This is a genomic window from Planotetraspora kaengkrachanensis (genome assembly GCF_016862895.1).
GTDB lineage: Bacteria > Actinomycetota > Actinomycetes > Streptosporangiales > Streptosporangiaceae > Planotetraspora > Planotetraspora kaengkrachanensis.
The window spans coordinates 51,446-67,749 of sequence record NZ_BONV01000013.1 but is presented as its reverse complement, the minus strand read 5'-3'; the positions used below and the strand labels follow the sequence as shown (position 1 = coordinate 67,749).

Genomic DNA, 16,304 nt, shown 5'->3' with positions numbered 1-16,304 from the left:
TTGATCGCGCCAAGCGAACAGGATTTCGCCGTCAGCCGCTCATGGGGAAGCCGCTGATGCCGCGCCACGCGAGCCGGGCCATCAACTGGGTGGCCGCGTCCTTGGGGATCGAGCCCTGGCTGGACAGCCAGTAGCGGGCGCTGACCTCGGCCATGCCGACCAGGCCGACGCCGAGCAGGTGGGCCTCGTCGCTCGAGCAGCCGGTGTCCTCCTGGATGACCTGGCTGATCGCCTCGGCGCTCTCCCTGAGCGACCTCTCTATGCGCTGGCGCACGGGGGCCGCGTTGCGCAGATCGGACTCGAAGACGAGCCGGAAGGCCTCTCCCTGGCTGGAGACGAAGTCGAAGAACGCGCCGATGGCGGCCTGGACCCGCTGTTTGTTGTCGGTGGTGGAGGCGAGGGCCTGGCGACAGCGGCTCACCACGTCGTCCACGTGGAGGTCGAGCAGGGCCAGGTAGAGCTCCAGCTTGCCCGGGAAGTGCTGGTAGAGGACCGGCTTGCTGACGCCGGCGCGCTCGGCGATCTCGTCCATGGCGGCCGCGTGATAGCCGTTCTCCACGAAGACTTCCTGCGCGGCGCTCAGCAGCTGGCGGCGGCGGGCCAACCGGGGCAGCCGGGTGCCCCGGGGCTTGGCGTCCGGGGGTGTCGTCACGGCAGTCTCCTTGATACGAGGGGCCTCGCCGCCCCAGCGTCCCATCCTACGGGGCGGGTAGCCAGGTCAGCGATATTCCTCATCGTCGCCGACGTCCACCGCGCGCCGCTGTTCCGCGACGTCCGCGGGGTCGGCGTCGAAGGGGACGTGCTCGGGCCATTGATCGTCGCCGGATGACCGGGCCGCCTGGTGCTGCTCCACGGCGTCCGCCTCCGGAGCCTCGATCGAGAGCTCGTCGGCGATGTCGTCGAGTGAGTCGTCGTCGAGTGAGTCCATCTCGGACATGTGCGCGTCCTCTCGTCAGAGGGGTCTGCTGCGGCAGTTTCCACACTACGGCGCGGGCTCGGAGGGCCCGAACAGGTCGCCGTGCTCGTCGACGCGGGCCAGCGCCTCCGCGGCGGTGAACACCAACTGCTCGGGCTCCTCGCATTTGTCGACCTCGTCCCAGAGCAGGGGGGCCGACACGGTGGGCAGCCGGTTCGCCCGCAGGGAGTAGGGCGCCACCGTGGTCTTGGCCGGGTTGTTCTGGCTCCAGTCGATGAAGACCCGGCCGGGGCGCACCTTGCGGGCCATCACGCTCGTCACCAGGGGATGGGCGTTCTCGAGGCGTTGCGCGAGCGCCTTCGCGTATTCGGTGGTGCCGGGGCCGCGGTCCCAGCGCGCGTAGAGCTGCATGCCCTTGTTGCCGCTGGTCTTGGGGAGGCATTCCAGGCCGTCCCGCTCGAGCTCATCGCGGATCAGGACGGCGACCCGGCAGCATTCGACGATCGTCGCCGGAGCTCCGGGATCCAGGTCGAACACGAGCGTGTCGGGCGGCAGCGGGTCGCCCTCGTCCGTCACCCGCCACATCGGGACGTGGAACTCGATGGCCGCCAGGTTCGCGTAGTAGACGAGCGCCGGCAGGTCGTCCACGACGGCGAAGTCGATCTTCTCGCGGTTCTTCGTGCTGCCAGGGACGGGCAGGGTGACCCTGCGGACCCACGCCGGCGTGTGCGAGGGGGCGTTCTTCTCGAAGAACGACGGGCGCTCGACGCCGTTGGGGAACCGCTTCACGGTGAGCGGCCGGCCGCGCAGGGAGGGGAGCATGACCGGGGCGATCCGGGTGTAGTAGTCGATGACCTCGGCCTTGGTGAAGCCGGCGGCGGGATAGAGGACCTTGGACAGGTTGCTCAGGGACAGTTCGCGGCCGTCGACCCGCACCAGCACCTTCTCCGTCACCCCTGCTCCTCTCGCCGTACGTCCGCGGGAACCCTGTCGGCCCTGACGCCGCGCCACACGGGATGGCGCAGGCGCCCCTCCTGCGTCCACATCGTGAAGGCGACCTCGCCGACGATCTCGGGCCTGACCCAGCGCGCGTCCCTGCTGATCTCCCGGGGAAGCGCCGCGGAGAAGGCGTTCCGGTCGATTTCGAGAGGCTTCAGCAGCCGGTGCACGTCATCCAGCATCGCATCGGTGAACCCCGTGCCGACATGCCCGACGAAAAGGAACTGCTTCGGGCCCGGGGACGGTCCCGCGTACATGCCGAGGAGCAGTGAGCCGACGCCGCCCTCGCGGCGGCCCTTGCCCGGCCGCCAGCCGCCGACGACGACGTCCGCGGTGTCGAGGTTCTTGACCTTCACCCACCACTCCGCCCGCCGTCCCGGCCGGTACGGCGAGTCGAGTCGCTTGGCCACGACTCCCTCGAGGCCCTGCAGGCGGGTGGCCTCCAGCACGTCGGGGTCGCAGGGCAGGTACGGCGGGGCCTCGAGGCCGAGCGAGTCCAGCAACTCCCTCCGGTCGCGGTAGGGCAGGTCGAACAGCGCGTGGCCGTCCAGATAGAGCAGGTCGAAGGGCATGTAGGTGACGGGCACGAGCGACAGGAGCCCGGCGGCCGCGGGGTCGGCCACGTGCATGCGCCGCTGGAGCAGTTCGAAGCTGGGCCGACCGAGGGCGTCGAAGGCGACGACCTCGCCGTCGAGGACGGCGCTGCGCCCGGCGAGGGGGGCGACGACTCGTGCGATCTCGGGGTATCGGGAGGTGCAGTCGGTGCCCTTGCGGCCGGTGGCGCGGACCCCGCCGTCGACGTAGACGATCGCGCGGATGCCGTCCCACTTCACTTCCAGGGCGTACGCGGAACGATCGAGGGGGAGTTCGCCGGCGACCGCGAGCATGGGCTCGACCGGATACGGCATTGCCATAGTGGGTACCTGCCCATCAGGTAAGTCCCTTGAATCCCCCATGGTGGTATTCGAACACAGAGACGAGAATGTGGTTATGCGCAGCATCTGGAAAGGCGCCATCTCGTTCGGACTGGTCACCATCCCTGTGAAGCTGTACTCGGCGACCGAGCAGAAGGACGTCGCCTTCCACCAGGTGCATCGGACGGACGGCGGGCGCATCAAGTACCGGCGGGTCTGCACCGTGGACGGCGAGGAGGTGCCGTACTCCGACATCGCCAAGGGGTACGAGCTGGCCACGGGCGAGATCGTGGTGCTGACCGACGAGGACTTCGCCGACCTGCCGCTGTCCACCTCGCGGCGGATCGACGTGCTGCAGTTCAGCCCCGCCGAGCAGATCGACCCGATCTACTTCGCCAAGTCCTACTATCTCGAACCCGACGCCCAGGGGGCCAAGCCGTACGTGCTGCTCCGCGACGCGCTCGAGCGGTCCGGGCAGGTGGCCATCGTGAAGGTGGCGCTGCGCCAGCGGGAGGCTCTCGCGACGCTCCGGGTCCGTGAGGGGATCTTCGTGCTGGAGACGATGCTCTGGCCGGACGAGGTGCGCGAGGTCGAGTTCCCGTTCCTGGAGGAGGACGTCGACGTCCGGCCCCAGGAGCTCAAGATGGCCGAGTCGCTGATCGAGACCATGGTCGCCGACTTCGATCCGGATGAGTATCACGACGCCTATCGGGAGGCGCTCCAGCAGGTCATCGAGGCCAAGATCGAGGGCAAGGAGGTCGTCGCCGCCGAGGCTCCGGCCGAGGCCGGACCGGCGGTCGACCTGATGGCCGCGCTGCGCGCCAGCGTCGAGGCCGCGAAGAAGGAGCGGGAGACGGGCCGGGAGGCGCCCGCCGCCAAGAAGACGGCCTCGGGGAAGGGCTCGGGTTCGGGGAAGGCGTCGGGTTCGGGGAAGGCGGGGGAGAAGTCCGCCGAGAGCGCCGAGGAGAAGGCGCCCGCGAAGCGGAGGACCCGCCGCTCGGCCTGAGCCGGGAACTCCTTTCCCGGCCGGCTGTGACCCTGTCCGACGCGGGGCTGTCCGACGCGGGGCCTTGTCGTGCGGTGTGCCGTGTGCTCGTGCTGCGCGTTCTCGTCGTGCCGTGTCTCGTTTGTGAGGGCTCCGGTGGAAGTGATCCACCGGAGCCCTCGCCTCTACGCCCCTGGAGCAACCTCCAGTTCCGCTGAGGAGCGGCCCATGAGAGGTCGATGCGTCATGAGACCAGGTGTCCGTGTTACCGGGCGGCCCCGGTCTCCCCACCCCTCAGCTCTGGGCGCGGAGCTCATCGCGACGGGCTGCGCGGTCAGCCGATGACGACGTCGTTGCCGCGCGCGTTGCGGTCCAGGCGGACGTTGTTCCACGTGCGGTGGTTGCTGTTGTGAATGCGCATCCGGTTGTGGCCGCAGCGCCAGAAGCCGCGGTGGCAGCCGCCGCCGCCGCAGCGGTTGCCGCCACGCCAGAAGCCGCGCCCGCCGCCGCAGCCGCCGCCGCCGCCCCAGCTGGCGATCGTGGCAGTGCTCGCGCTCGCGGTCGTGGTGGTGGTGGCGGCGCCGAGCGCGACGGCCCCACCGGTCAGCGCCGTGCTGATCGCGAGCCCTGCGATGACGTTCTTGTACTTGGGCATTGCGTGTCCCCCTTGAAAGGATTCGATTGCCCTTAATGGGCGCATTTTCATGCGAATCAGAAAATGCCCCTGATAGCCCCTAATGGACTATCTTTCGTGCAATGGGTTAATTGCCGGGGAGCTCGCCCTACAAACGACGATTGAGCGCTTTTGATGGCTTATTGTCTCTTTATAACCAAGCATAGACTGTTAATGACGTTTTTGTCACGAAATGTCCGATTCGACTATGCAGGTCGAACGGGTTCGGAGTCGTGGGCCGCGCCGTCCATCAGGGCCGTATCCATTAGGGCCGTATCCATCAAGAGGAAAGGCGGGCGAACACGCTTCGCGGGGCTGAGTGGCTCGCTGAGCCATTCGTACGGCTTCGCGGGCACCAGGGAGGGCTGAACGGCCTTCCGCCTCCCTGGGACGCTCAAGGCGCGGGGGCGAGTCGACTTCACGGTGAACCTGCACACGCCAAAAAGCGAGGGCTCCGATGGATGCGAAATCCACCGGAGCCCCCGCCTCTGGGTGCCTGAGATCGAGCTCGGATATTCGATTGAAAGCCGTTCCGCGAGGCCGCGTCAGTGAGGCCGTCGCTTCACCGCTATATCGTGAATCGATATCAAATGATCCGGGCGAACACGGGCGTGCCGCTCACGGGCTCGTCAGTGCCGTCGCCGAAGCTGATCCCGAACGCGCTCGGCTTAGCGGTGCCACCGGTTGTTGTCGAACTTGTGGCAGTCCTTGTCGAACTCCGAGAAGTTGACGAAGGCCTTGCCGGCGCCGACGGTGAAGTTGGTGAAGTCCTCGTCCTGGAAGCAGTGACGGTCGTTGTCCCAGCCGGTGGTGGCAGCGCTCGCGGAGGTGGCGCCCAGCGCGATGGCACCGCCGGCAAGCGCCGTGCTGATGGCGAGACCGGCCATGACGTTCTTGAGCTTGGGCATTGGGTGTCCCCCTTGAAAGGATCGGTTGCCCTTATTTGCGACAATTTCTGAAACGAGAAACAATGTCGCTGACAGCCTCTTAAGTGGCTATCGTCCTGCGCTGTCTAGATTTCCAGCATTGGCACCCCACAAACGACGATCTGGTGCCTTTAAGTGCTTATTGGCAGGCTGTGAACGGCCTTAGACTCATTACGGTGGAAATGTCGCTTATGTCCGATTTGAAGTCGCGACGAGGGGCCGGGTGTGAGGAGTATGGGGGGGACGGAGGCCCGATACAGCGGATCGCGGAGGCGGCCGACAGCGGAAACCGCGGGCCGTGGGGCGGGGCGGGAAAACGGAGGAGGGCTCCGCGGACGATGCCGCGGAGCCCTCGCTCGTGTCGGAATATGGAATGCACTCCCTGGACCGCATGACGCGGCCAGGAAGGCGCTGCGGACAGAAGGCACCTGGATTGCGGTTCCAGATCCATGCGGTCACGTACGGCCGTGGCGGCCGCCGTGTCCTCTCCCTGGTTTGGCCCGTCCCGGCTGGCCGAACTTCATCAGAACCACGATGTCCCTGCCGGCGCGGGATCGATTTCCTGCTTGATGTGCGTCGGACGTCCGGGCTACGAGACGGTGGTGACGGCCGGAGCGGGCGTCCCGTAGTAGCCCTCGGCCTCGGCCTTCGCCTTTGAGTCGGTGTCCTGCTTCTGCTGCGGGAACGCCTGGTTGTCCGACTTCTGGAAAGGGGTGATGATCAGCGAGAAGTCACGCAGCAGGTGCTGACGCTGGTGCTGGTGCTCACGCGCGTGCTGCCGCTCGTGGTTCCTGTTCCAGTTGCGGTTGTGGTTGCGGTGCCCGCGACCCCAGCCGGAGCCGCCGCCGCAGCCGCCGCCGCAGCCCATGACGGTGGTGGCGCTGGCGGAGGTGCTGGTGACAGCGGTGCCGAGGGCGACGGCCCCACCGGTCAGCGCGGTGCTGACGGCGAGGATCCCCACGAGGTTGCTCAACTTGGACATTTTCGTTTCCCTTCGGATGAAGCTGATCCGTTGCTGCGGTGCTTCCGCGTCGAGCGGAGCTCACTGGGCCGGAGGACCGGCACAAGTGGTGAGCGATCCGATCGATCCGCCCTCCGTATGGAGACGGATGACGGGGCGGCCCGTAACGCCCGGGAGGTGCCTGTGCTCGCTCAGTGACCGCGGCTCCTCGCGGGAACCGAGATGTCAGCGAGCACGGCATCTTCGGTGAAGTCCCTTGGCCGGGCGGCGCGGGCACCTGTCCCTCGCGGACCTGGATCGAGGCCTGGACCTAGATCACTCGGCCTCCGCCTTGGCCTGGGAGTCGTCTTCCTGCCTCTGCCACGGGGTGGCGTCGTTCTCGGACGACTGGAACGGCGTCACGACCAGCGTGAAGTCACGCAGCAGGTGCTGACGCTGGAACTCGAACTGGCGAGCGTGCTGACGCTGCCGGTTGTGGCTCCAGTTGTGGTTGCGGTTGTGGTTACGCCCCTCGCGGAAGCAGACCGTCTTGTGGCACGTCGGCCGCGAGACGGAGACCGGAGCCGGAGCCGGGGCGGGAACGCCGCCCATGACGACGGACGCGCTCGCGGCGGTGGCAGTGCCGAGAACGAGAGCGCCACCGGTCAGCGCAGCGCTGGCGGCGAGAACGCCCATGATGTTGCCGAGCTTGGACATTTTGTTTCCCCTTGATGAATGCGGTGGCCCGCTACGCGAATACACCTCACGCCTTTGTGGGCGGTTCGTCGTGGCGGGGTCACAAGAATGCGGTGAGCGGAGAACCGGCGGTCGCCCTTGTTTCAGGCGGCGAATCCGCCGGTGATGATGCGCTTTCGGCTGTGCCCGCGCCCGACGGGCGTTCAATGGTCACCGGAAAAAGGCGAACCTCGACGCCGGCGGGCACGGGCACGGTTTCCTACGGCACTCACGTTCCGACCATCAGGTCAGGACGTCCGCGCGATACGGCGACGTACTAGCCGACGGTGCTAGGCGCGGGAGCAGCACCCGCGCCCGGGCCGTAGTAGTGCTCGGCCTCGGCCTTGGCGTCGGAGTCGTTGTTCTGCTTCTGCCACGGGGTGGCGTCGTTGTCGCTCTTCTGGAACGGCGTCACGACCAGGGTGAAGTCACGCAGCAGGTGCTGACGCTGGTGCTGGTGCTGACGCTCGTGCTGCCACTGGTGGTTGCGGTTGTGGTTCCGGTTGTGGTTCCGGTGGCCACGGCCCCAGCCGCCGCCGCCGCAGCCGCCGCCGCAGCCCATGACGGTGGTGGCGTTCGCGGTGCCGGCGGTGACAGCGGTGCCGAGGGCGACGGCCCCGCCGGTCAGCGCGGTGCTGATGGCGAGGACCCCGACGAGGCTCTTGAAGTTGGGCATTTCTGTTCCCCCTTGAAGGACTTACGTCCTATATGCGCTGACATTCTCCAAATAGCTTGGAAAATGGCTTCTGGTGACCCTTGGTGGGTCATCCCTGCATTGTCTTGTTTTCCGCGCCGCCCGAGCGACAAACGGCGATCGGCGGCTTTTGCCATCTGCTTATCTCTTTATTGACGACGTTGAACTATTTCTGATCATTTTCATCTGAAATGTCATTTATGTCGGATTTGAAATGCCCTGATATGAGCGATATTTACTGCTTTGGTCTCGGCCGATTTGGCGCGTTCCCCTGGCCGTACGGGCCAGGCGTGACCCATGGCCTTGCCGTACGGCAGGGGGCTATCGTCGAAACACGAGGCGAACAGGGGAGGACGTGTGGGTGTCGAGCCGATTCCGTCGTGGCCGGGAGAGCTGATCGAGGCGGGTGACGCGCGGCTGCACGTGCGGTCCACTCCCGCGGGGCCCGGCGAGACCGCGGTGTTCGTCCACGGTCTGGCCGGTTCGGCCACCAATTGGACCGATCTCATGGGCGAGCTCGCGACGGACGTCAGGGGATACGCCGTCGACCTGCCGGGCGCCGGCTACTCGCCCGAGCCCCCGGACGGCGACTACTCGGTGGACGGCCACGTGAACGCCGTGGCCGGGCTGATCGAGCGGGTCGGCGGCCCGGTCCACCTGTTCGGCAACTCCATGGGCGGGGCGATCTCCGTCCGGGTGGCCGCGACGCGGCCCGACCTTGTCAGGTCGCTGACGCTGATCTCACCGGCCCTGCCGGACCTGTTGCCCCGGTTCGGCCCGGCCAGGGTCGCCATGTCGGCCGCTCCGCGCCTGGGCGAGCTCGCGGTCAGAAAGCTCAACGGAGTTCCCGTCGGCAGGCGGGTCCAGGCGACCCTCAGCTGGTGTTACGCCGACGGGAGCCGGGTCCACCCCCAGCGGCTCCGGGAAGCGGAGGAGGAGTTGCGCCGCCGCGACGGCCTGCCGTACGCGGCGGCTGCGATGGTGGGGTGCGCCCGGGCGATCGTGAACGAGTACTTCCGCGTCGGGCCCGGCAACCTGTGGCGGCAGGCGGCCAAGGTCACGGCCCCCACGCTGGTCATCTACGGCCGCAGAGACCGGCTCGTCGACTCCCGGATGGCCGTGCGCGCGGGCCGCGCGTTCCCGAACGTCAGGCTCGTCACCCTGGCCCACGCGGCGCACGTCGCGCAGATGGAATTCCCCGAGGCCGTCGCCAGGGAGGCGCGCCGGCTCATCGCAGAGACGGCCGCTCCGCGACTGTCCGCTGTTCGGACAGCATGATTGGGGAATGCGGGATACCCCGGTTAGGTTGTGAGAAGAGCTTGTGATGGGCCCATGGAGCCGAGCGCGACCATTGGCGCGAAAACGGGAGTGGAACTGTGTCGTTGCCACCGCTGGTAGAGCCGGCAGCTGAGCTGACGGTCGACGAGGTGCGCCGCTACTCACGCCACCTGATCATCCCTGACGTGGGCATGGCGGGGCAGAAGCGGCTGAAGAACGCCAAGGTCCTGTGTGTGGGCGCGGGCGGTCTGGGCTCACCCGCGCTGCTGTACCTCGCCGCGGCCGGGGTGGGAACCCTCGGCATCGTCGACTTCGACATCGTGGACGAGTCGAACCTGCAGCGCCAGATCATTCACGGCCAGTCCGACGTCGGCCGTCTCAAGGCCGAGTCGGCCGCGGCCAGCGTCCGCGAGGTCAACCCCAACGTCAACGTGGTGATCCACAACGTGGCCCTCACCACGGACAACGTGATGGACATCTTCTCCGTCTACGACCTGATCGTGGACGGGACGGACAACTTCGCCACCCGCTACATGGTGAACGACGCGGCCGTCCTCCTCGGCAAGCCGTACGTCTGGGGCTCGATCTACCGTTTCGACGGCCAGGCGAGCGTGTTCTGGTCCGAGCACGGCCCCTGCTACCGCTGCCTCTACCCGGAGCCCCCGCCTCCCGGCATGGTTCCCAGCTGCGCTGAGGGCGGCGTCCTCGGCGTGCTGTGCGCCTCGATCGGCTCCATCCAGGTCAACGAGGCCATCAAGCTCATCACCGGCATCGGCGAGCCGCTCGTCGGGCGTCTGATGATCTACGACGCGCTGGAGATGAAGTACCGCGACGTCAAGGTCCGCAAGGATCCGGAGTGCCCGCTGTGCGGCAAGAACCCCACGATCACCGAGCTGATCGACTACGAGGCGTTCTGCGGCACGATCTCCGACGAGGCCCAGCAGGCCGCGGCCGGCTCGACCATCACGGCGGCCGAGCTCAAGGAGATGCAGGACCGGGGCGACAACATCTACGTGATCGACGTCCGTGAGCAGAACGAGTACGAGATCGTCAACATCCCGGGCGCGGTGCTGATCCCCAAGGGCGAGTTCCTCAACGGATCCGCGCTGGAGGGCCTGCCGCAGGACAAGAAGATCGTCCTGCACTGCAAGTCCGGCGGCCGCTCGGCCGAGGTGCTCGCGGTCCTCAAGAACGCCGGTTTCGCCGACGCCGTCCATGTCGGCGGTGGCGTCCTGAGCTGGATCAAGACCGTCGACCCCAGCCTCCCCACCTACTGATCGCGTTTCGCTGATCGCCGTACGGCTGTCGCCCTCGCTGAGCGGGGCGGCAGCCGTACGGCGTTGAGGCGGGCGGTCAGCCGGGCAGAACCGTCAACCCGCTCGGGGAGACGATCTTCTGCAGGTTCCGCACGTACTCGGCGAACGCCGAGCGGCCCTGCTCGGTGAGGCTGAACCAGGTCCGGGGTCTCTTGCCGACGTAGCCCTTGCGGATCCGCACATAACCGGCGGTCTCCAGCGCGCTCGCGTGCTTGGAGAGCACCGAGTCGCTGACGCCGAGCGTGTCCCGCACGAAGCCGAACTCGGCCTCCTCCGCCGCCGCCAGCACCGACACGATCTGCAGCCGGGTGGGGGCGTGGATCACGGGATCGAGCTCCATCACGGCCCTCTCTCGATGTTGCGGGCGATCCTCCGGGAGATCCCGCGTGCGACGAGGGGCCCGGTCGCCGCCATGAAGACCGTCATGACGAGGGCGGCGTACGTCCGAGCGTAGGCGATCTCGGCCGCCTGCAGCCGCAGGGCCAGGACGAGGCACAGGGCGACGCACGCGGCGAGCCACACGCCGAACAGCACGAACTCGCCGGGCGACAGGAGGCTCCTGTGGGCCGTCATCCTGCGGGTCTTGACGAAGACGCCCACCAGGGCGCCCAGCGCGGCGACGAGCAGGACGCCGAAGACGCCGCCGACGGCGACGGGCATGCCCGGCTCGGTGACGAACTGGATCCCGGTCACGAACAGGGCGACGCCCACCACGTACCACGTGGGAAACCAGGGTTGGGATCGCACCGCCCTGGTCTGCGTGTCCCTGATGGTCGCGAGACTCCTGGCGGCTTCGTCGGCGTTCACGGGGGGCTCCTCAAGCCGTCGTACTCATGTACTTTCCAGTGGGGAAAGTACTTTGCACTTTCCATAGCGTCAAGTACTTTCCGGTGCATTTGGGGAGATAGACACCCGTGGGTGGGGTTAAGGTCGCTTGGTAATACCGCAGCGAGGGAGCGGAGACCCGGTGAGTGAGTGGCGGAGCCGGTCGGCCCTCGTCGTCGCCTCCGTGCTCACACTTGTCTGCGCGGTCGTCGCCGGGGTCGCGGCCAACTCGGCGGTCGCCGAGCTCACCCGAGGTCCCAACGCGGCCGAGGTGCGGCAGGCCGCGTCAGCCGAGGTCGCGGGACGCTGGCGGGCGTGGCCCGCCGGCCGGATCTTTCCCGCCACGTTGGCCTACACGGACGAGCAGGGCGGCAAGGAGAAGGCCCGCCGGGTCGGCATCTCTTCGGGGACCGACTGCGGGGCCGCCGTCGACGGTCCGCTCCAGACGGCCGTGAAGAAGGCGGGGTGCCGGGCGATCCTGCGGGCGACGTATCTCGACGCCCTCCAGGGCGTGGTCGTCACGGTCGGGGTCGCGGCCTTCCCCGACACCCGGTCGGCGGCCGCCGCCGAGGCGGCGCTCCCCCGGAGCGGGAAACCGTCTCCGGGCCTGCGCGCCCTGGCCTTCAAGGGCACCGTCACCGACCGGTTCACCGCCGCCGCCCGCCAGGCTGCCACCCTGCGGCAGGCCGGGCCGTACGTCGTGCTGACCACGGCGGGCCAGGTCGACGGGCGGCCCGCCCGCGCGCTGGGCAAGCAACGCCCGGCGATGTTCTCGTTCACGGAGGACCTGTCCGAGGGTGTCGCCGACGCCTTGACCGTCCCGTCACCTCTCGAATGCGGAGGCAGGGAGTCGCCGTGCTGAGACGACTGGCGCTCGGGACCGTCACCGCGCTCACCGCGGCCGGGCTCCTGATCACGGGCACGACCGGCACGGCTCTCGCGGACGGGGTCCGTACGAGCCAGGAGCCGGTGATGCGGACGCTCGACGTGGCGGACGCCTGGAAGATCACCCAGGGGCGGGGGGTGACGGTCGCCGTCCTCGACTCCGGGGTGGACGCCCAGCATCGCGACCTGGCCGGGTCGGTGACCACCGGCAAGGACTTCACCGCCGGGGCGACCCCGCGCGGAGCCGCCCAGATGCGCCTGCACGGCACCTACATGGCGTCGCTGATCGCGGGCCACGGCCACGGCCCTGGGGCGGCCGACGGAATCATGGGGGTCGCGCCGCAGGCGGAGGTCCTGTCCGTCCGGGTGATCCTCGAGGACGAGGAGGCGGGCTTCAAGAAGTTCAACTCCGACCCGCGCTTCGAGGGCGTGGTCGCCCAGGGCATCAGGTACGCCGTGGACAACGGGGCCGACGTGATCAACCTGTCGATCTCGAAGGACCGGCCGACGGAGGCCGAGCGGGAGGCCATCCGCTACGCGATCTCCAAGGGGGTCGTCCTGGTCGCGGCGGCGGGCAACGACGGCACGGGCAAGCGGACCGCCCCGTTCTCCTATCCGGCCTCGATACCCGGTGTGATCTCGGTGGCCGCGGTGACCCCGGCGCTGATCCGCGCCTCGTTCTCCAACCGGAACGCCTCCGTCCTGGTGGCGGCGCCCGGCGTCGACGTCCTGGGCGCGGGCCCCGGCGACGAGTACTGGGTGGGCCGGGGCACCTCGCAGGCCACCGCGCTGGTCTCCGGGGTGGCGGCGCTGATCAAGGCGCGCCACCCGGACATGTCGCCCGCCCTCGTGGCCCAGGCGCTGAGCTCGTCGCCGGCCAGGAAGACGGCCTACAACACGGGGACCGGCTTCGGCGTCGTCGACGCCTACCGGGCGCTGACCGTCGCGAACACCCTGGCCGGGCATCGGGCCACCGCGTCGGGCACCGGCGCGCAGGACCCGGCCCGCGCCGTCGGGAAGGGCGCCCACGACACGCCCGTCGCCGTTCAGGTGCACCGAGACCAGCGGACGATCGCCGTCTCCGGAGGCATCGCCGTCGCCGCCCTGGTCAGCGCGGCCGCCAGCCTGATCGTGCTGATCCTCCTCGTCCGCCGGGCAAGACGGGAGGAACACGACGATCTCGCCATGTCGCCTCCTCAGCCCACGGGCCTTCCGACGTAGCATCGAATCATGCCGCCCGAGACGTCCCGGACACCGCCCGGTGGTCGGCGTGGGCTGCCTCTGGGCTCGTCGGCCGGCCGGGTGCGCGCGCGCCGGTGGCCCGCGTCCGGGAAACGGGCGACGGCGGCCCAGGCCGCGAAGGAGCAGGCGGAACTCAGGCGGGGCCTCAGGTTCCGTTCTCTTTTCCTGACGTTGATGGGCGTGGTGCTCGCCGTGGCCGCCCTGGACGTGCTGCTGGGCGCCGTCGGGCTCATCCAGGAGACGCGCTCGCGTCCCCTCACCGACCAGGAGCGGGCCCAGTACGCCGCACAGGATGTCGCGAGACGGTGGCACGCCTGGCCGGTCGGCATGGTCTTCCCCGAGGAACTCCCCTACAACGGCCTCGGCCGCGCCCAGCAGTACGCCCACCGCGTCGGGGTGGCCCCCGAGGAGGTCTGCACCACGGCGGTCGACTCGCCCGTCGCCTCGGTCCTGCGCGAGCAGGGCTGCCGGACGATGTTGCGGGCCACCTACGTCGACCAGACCTCGACGTTCGCGATCACCGTGGGCGTGGCCGTCCTGAGGGACGAGGAGGCCCGGCTGGGCGCCGCGGCCAAGCTGCCCGTGGACGACCGGGTGGGCGTCCGTCCCGTGGCCTTCCCCGGCACGGTCACCGACACCTTCGGCTCCGCCCAGCGGCAGCGGACCGGCTGGGTGGGGGCGGGGCCGTACATCGTCTTCTCCACCGTCGGGTACACCGACGGCAGGACCCGCGACTCCGTGCCGATGGAGGAGCAGTTGAACAGCGAGATGTGGCCGGCGGCCGAATCGATCGCCGGGCGCATCGCGCGCGCCCTCGGTGAGCCGCCCGACGTCCCGCGCTGCACCCAGGGGAACGTGTGCTGAGGCCCATCGCACTGTGCGCAGCCGTCGCGTGCGCCCTGCTGGCCGCGGGGCCGTACCACGCGGCGCGCGCCGCGTCGCTGCCCGGCGCGGGCGAGGAGCGCTGGGCGCTGGACGCGATCAACACCGAGGAGGCCTGGAAGGTCACCAAGGGCGCCGGAGTGACCGTGGCCCTGCTGGGCGACGAGCAGCCGGACGCCGGGGTGGCGGAGCTCAGGGGACGGGTCACCCAGGGCCCCGATCTGACGGGGGCGCTGTTCGACGACTCCGAGGAGACGCCGGAGACGTCCACGGGCGACGTCACCGCCGCGGCGTCGCTGATCGCGGGCAGCGGCGGCCTGTCCGGGGTGGCTCCGGAGGCGCGGATCCTGTCCATCAAGGTCGCGACCGGTGAGCCCGAACTGGCCGCGGCCGATCCCCAGGGCGGAATCGGCGGCGCCCAGGACAGCCCCATGGCGCGCGGCATCCGCTACGCCGTCAACCACGGGGCGGCGGTCATCTGCATCCCGATCGCCGGCTACGGGGTCGACCGGGCCGACCGCGAGGCCGTCTCCTACGCGCTGTCCCGCGGGATCGTCCTGGTCGCGGCGGCGGGGGACGGCGGCCAGTCGGCCTACACCCGGCAGAACGGCACCTCCTACTGGCGCTTCCCGGCGGGCTATCCGGGTGTCATCGGCGTGGCGAGCCTCGACCGGCAGGGCCGCAAGGCCGCGTCGAGCAGCGACAACCTGTCGGTCCTCGTCGCCGCTCCCGGCGCCGACGTGCCCGTGGTCCTGCCCGGCGGCAAGCACGGCGTCGCGTCGGGGACCGGCGCGTCCAGCGCGCTCGTGGCCGGGGTAGCCGCGCTAATAAAGGCGAAATATCCGAATATGAGCCCCGAGCTCGTGTCGCGGGCCCTCAGCTCCACGTCCCACCCCAGCCCGAATGCCGGCTACGACGACAACGTGGGTTTCGGTGAGGTCGACGCGGGCGCGGCCGTGGCCAAGGCGGCCGAGCTGGCGGGATACGCCCAGGCGGCCCCGGTTCAGGACGATCTCCACTTCGGGAAGGGCCCGTTGTCCGAAGCGCCGATGCGCCCGGGACCCGATCCGGTTAGGCTCTGGATCTACGGAATCGCCGCCCTCATCGGCGTTGGCGCGTTCTGCGGCGCGATCGTCGTCCTCAGCCGCAGGTGATCACATGTTGGCCGCCTTTTGGCGGCGTTTCGGATTTCGGTCACAGCGCGAGGTCAAGTTTCGCTAAGGTCCATGCCTCATGGGGTACGAGTTGCGCGTGGAGCGTGCAGAACCGCTCGCCTACGCCGAACTCGCGAGCGTGATCTCGGCCGGCGCCGGATTCGAGCTGCGCGGGACGCAGGAGGCCGCCGAGCTCGTCGCGCGGCACGGTGACTCCGCGCATCACATCGCGACCTGGTCGGGCCGGTTGGCCGGACGGCCGGCATCGGACTGGCAGGTGGCCCAGCTGGCCCGCTTCGCCGACATGCTCGGCGCATGGCTGGTCGGCGAGGACGGCGAGACCTACGGGCTGAGAAACGGTGTCGTCGAGCAGGTCAACGGCTCGGCGACCTACGAGTTCGGCAAGCTCGAGGAGATCATCGCCGCCGGGCCCACCGAATGGAGCAGCTGAGCCGGCGGCGCGGCGAGCCCCCGCCGTACGCCGAAAGAGTGCTCGACCTGGTCGAGCGCATCCCCCCAGGTCGTGTCATGTCCTACGGGGACGTGGCCGAATACCTCGGTGAGGGCGGACCGCGGCAGGTGGGCCGGGTCATGTCGACGTGGGGCGGCGCCGTCCCGTGGTGGCGCGTGATCAGAGCCGACGGCTCGGCCGCGCCCGGCCTGGAGGCCGAGTGCCTCGCCCGATGGCGCGAGGAGGGCACCCCGCTCAGAGGAACCCGGGCGGACATGCGCAGAGCCCGCTGGGACGGGGGCGTTTAATTGCGCTGTGTTTGATGGCCTCGCCTCCGGCGAGGCGGGCTCGGGGCGCGGTGTTTGATGGCGCTCGCTCCGCTCACGCGGGCTCGGGGCGCTCTTTTTGGCCGTGTCTTCCCTCGTCGTTCGGAGTCGCTCGTTCCTCGCTCCCCACTCACTCCTCAGTCCAGACACGGCCGCGCCCCTC

20 protein-coding genes are annotated in these 16,304 nt (G+C 69.2%); 9 read left to right on the top strand and 11 right to left on the bottom strand.

Annotated features, from left to right (window positions below):
* Positions 1-31 precede the first annotated feature (31 nt).
* From Pka01_RS16145 to ligD (Pka01_RS16130), 4 genes are all read right to left on the bottom strand, one after another.
* Positions 32-652, bottom strand: a complete 621-nt coding sequence (locus Pka01_RS16145; RefSeq protein WP_239115037.1) for a TetR/AcrR family transcriptional regulator — start codon at positions 650-652, stop codon at positions 32-34.
* Between the two features lie 66 nt (positions 653-718).
* Positions 719-937 carry an Rv3202a family protein gene (locus Pka01_RS16140; RefSeq protein WP_203883573.1) on the bottom strand — a complete coding sequence of 73 codons (219 nt, stop codon included), beginning with the start codon at positions 935-937 and terminating at the stop codon, positions 719-721.
* Positions 938-982: 45 nt separating this feature from the next.
* Entirely contained in the window at positions 983-1,870 is an 888-nt protein-coding gene (gene ligD / locus Pka01_RS16135) for a non-homologous end-joining DNA ligase (RefSeq protein ID WP_203883572.1), read from the bottom strand.
* Positions 1,867-2,829 (bottom strand): non-homologous end-joining DNA ligase, encoded by a 963-nt coding sequence (gene ligD / locus Pka01_RS16130; RefSeq protein WP_203883571.1) that lies wholly within the window; start codon positions 2,827-2,829, stop codon positions 1,867-1,869. The genes ligD (Pka01_RS16135) and ligD (Pka01_RS16130) overlap by 4 nt, the downstream gene beginning before the upstream one ends.
* A 76-nt stretch (positions 2,830-2,905) precedes the next feature.
* On the opposite strand from ligD (Pka01_RS16130), the gene ku reads away from it, so the two are divergent.
* Positions 2,906-3,835, top strand: a complete 930-nt coding sequence (ku, locus tag Pka01_RS16125; RefSeq protein WP_203883570.1) for a non-homologous end joining protein Ku — start codon at positions 2,906-2,908, stop codon at positions 3,833-3,835.
* Between the two features lie 313 nt (positions 3,836-4,148).
* Here ku and Pka01_RS16120 read toward each other — a convergent pair whose 3' ends face one another.
* The 5 genes from Pka01_RS16120 to Pka01_RS16100 all read right to left on the bottom strand — a co-directional run bounded on the left by Pka01_RS16120 (position 4,149) and on the right by Pka01_RS16100 (position 7,764).
* Complete coding sequence (locus tag Pka01_RS16120) at positions 4,149-4,469, bottom strand: hypothetical protein (RefSeq protein WP_203883569.1); 321 nt, start codon at positions 4,467-4,469, stop codon at positions 4,149-4,151.
* A gap of 686 nt (positions 4,470-5,155) precedes the next feature.
* Positions 5,156-5,395, bottom strand: a complete 240-nt coding sequence (locus tag Pka01_RS16115; protein WP_203883568.1) for a hypothetical protein — start codon at positions 5,393-5,395, stop codon at positions 5,156-5,158.
* Between the two features lie 607 nt (positions 5,396-6,002).
* Positions 6,003-6,395: a hypothetical protein gene (locus Pka01_RS16110; protein WP_203883567.1), complete on the bottom strand. Its 393-nt coding sequence runs from the start codon at positions 6,393-6,395 to the stop codon at positions 6,003-6,005.
* 294 nt (positions 6,396-6,689) lie between these two features.
* Positions 6,690-7,070 (bottom strand): hypothetical protein, encoded by a 381-nt coding sequence (locus tag Pka01_RS16105; RefSeq protein WP_203883566.1) that lies wholly within the window; start codon positions 7,068-7,070, stop codon positions 6,690-6,692.
* A 295-nt stretch (positions 7,071-7,365) separates the two neighbouring features.
* Positions 7,366-7,764 carry a hypothetical protein gene (locus Pka01_RS16100; RefSeq protein WP_203883565.1) on the bottom strand — a complete coding sequence of 133 codons (399 nt, stop codon included), beginning with the start codon at positions 7,762-7,764 and terminating at the stop codon, positions 7,366-7,368.
* Between the two features lie 375 nt (positions 7,765-8,139).
* Here Pka01_RS16100 and Pka01_RS16095 point away from each other — a divergent pair, with 375 nt between their 5' ends.
* Entirely contained in the window at positions 8,140-9,060 is a 921-nt protein-coding gene (locus Pka01_RS16095) for an alpha/beta fold hydrolase (protein WP_239115036.1), read from the top strand.
* 98 nt (positions 9,061-9,158) lie between these two features.
* Positions 9,159-10,337, top strand: a complete 1,179-nt coding sequence (moeZ, locus tag Pka01_RS16090; RefSeq protein ID WP_203883563.1) for an adenylyltransferase/sulfurtransferase MoeZ — start codon at positions 9,159-9,161, stop codon at positions 10,335-10,337.
* A 76-nt stretch (positions 10,338-10,413) separates the two neighbouring features.
* Here the strand turns inward: moeZ and Pka01_RS16085 are convergent, their stop codons facing one another.
* Both Pka01_RS16085 and Pka01_RS16080 read right to left on the bottom strand, forming a co-directional pair.
* The gene (locus Pka01_RS16085) at positions 10,414-10,716 is read right to left on the bottom strand and encodes a winged helix-turn-helix domain-containing protein (RefSeq protein WP_203883562.1); all 303 of its coding nucleotides are present in this window, start codon (positions 10,714-10,716) and stop codon (positions 10,414-10,416) included.
* A complete protein-coding gene (locus tag Pka01_RS16080) occupies positions 10,716-11,183 on the bottom strand; it encodes a hypothetical protein (RefSeq protein WP_203883561.1) in 468 nt (155 codons plus the stop codon). Before Pka01_RS16080 ends, Pka01_RS16085 begins: the two co-directional genes overlap by 1 nt.
* A 160-nt stretch (positions 11,184-11,343) precedes the next feature.
* Between Pka01_RS16080 and Pka01_RS16075 the strand changes: the two genes are divergently transcribed.
* From Pka01_RS16075 to Pka01_RS16050, 6 genes are all read left to right on the top strand, one after another.
* Entirely contained in the window at positions 11,344-12,063 is a 720-nt protein-coding gene (locus Pka01_RS16075; protein WP_203883560.1) for a hypothetical protein, read from the top strand.
* Positions 12,057-13,307: a S8 family serine peptidase gene (locus Pka01_RS16070; protein ID WP_239115035.1), complete on the top strand. Its 1,251-nt coding sequence runs from the start codon at positions 12,057-12,059 to the stop codon at positions 13,305-13,307. The genes Pka01_RS16075 and Pka01_RS16070 overlap by 7 nt, the downstream gene beginning before the upstream one ends.
* Before the next feature lie 9 nt (positions 13,308-13,316).
* Positions 13,317-14,192 carry a hypothetical protein gene (locus tag Pka01_RS16065; RefSeq protein WP_203883558.1) on the top strand — a complete coding sequence of 292 codons (876 nt, stop codon included), beginning with the start codon at positions 13,317-13,319 and terminating at the stop codon, positions 14,190-14,192.
* Positions 14,186-15,364: a S8 family serine peptidase gene (locus tag Pka01_RS16060; RefSeq protein ID WP_239115034.1), complete on the top strand. Its 1,179-nt coding sequence runs from the start codon at positions 14,186-14,188 to the stop codon at positions 15,362-15,364. Before Pka01_RS16065 ends, Pka01_RS16060 begins: the two co-directional genes overlap by 7 nt.
* 79 nt (positions 15,365-15,443) lie before the next feature.
* Positions 15,444-15,815, top strand: a complete 372-nt coding sequence (locus Pka01_RS16055; RefSeq protein ID WP_203883557.1) for a hypothetical protein — start codon at positions 15,444-15,446, stop codon at positions 15,813-15,815.
* Positions 15,803-16,123 carry an MGMT family protein gene (locus Pka01_RS16050; RefSeq protein WP_203883556.1) on the top strand — a complete coding sequence of 107 codons (321 nt, stop codon included), beginning with the start codon at positions 15,803-15,805 and terminating at the stop codon, positions 16,121-16,123. Before Pka01_RS16055 ends, Pka01_RS16050 begins: the two co-directional genes overlap by 13 nt.
* The last annotated feature ends 181 nt before the right edge of the window (positions 16,124-16,304 follow it).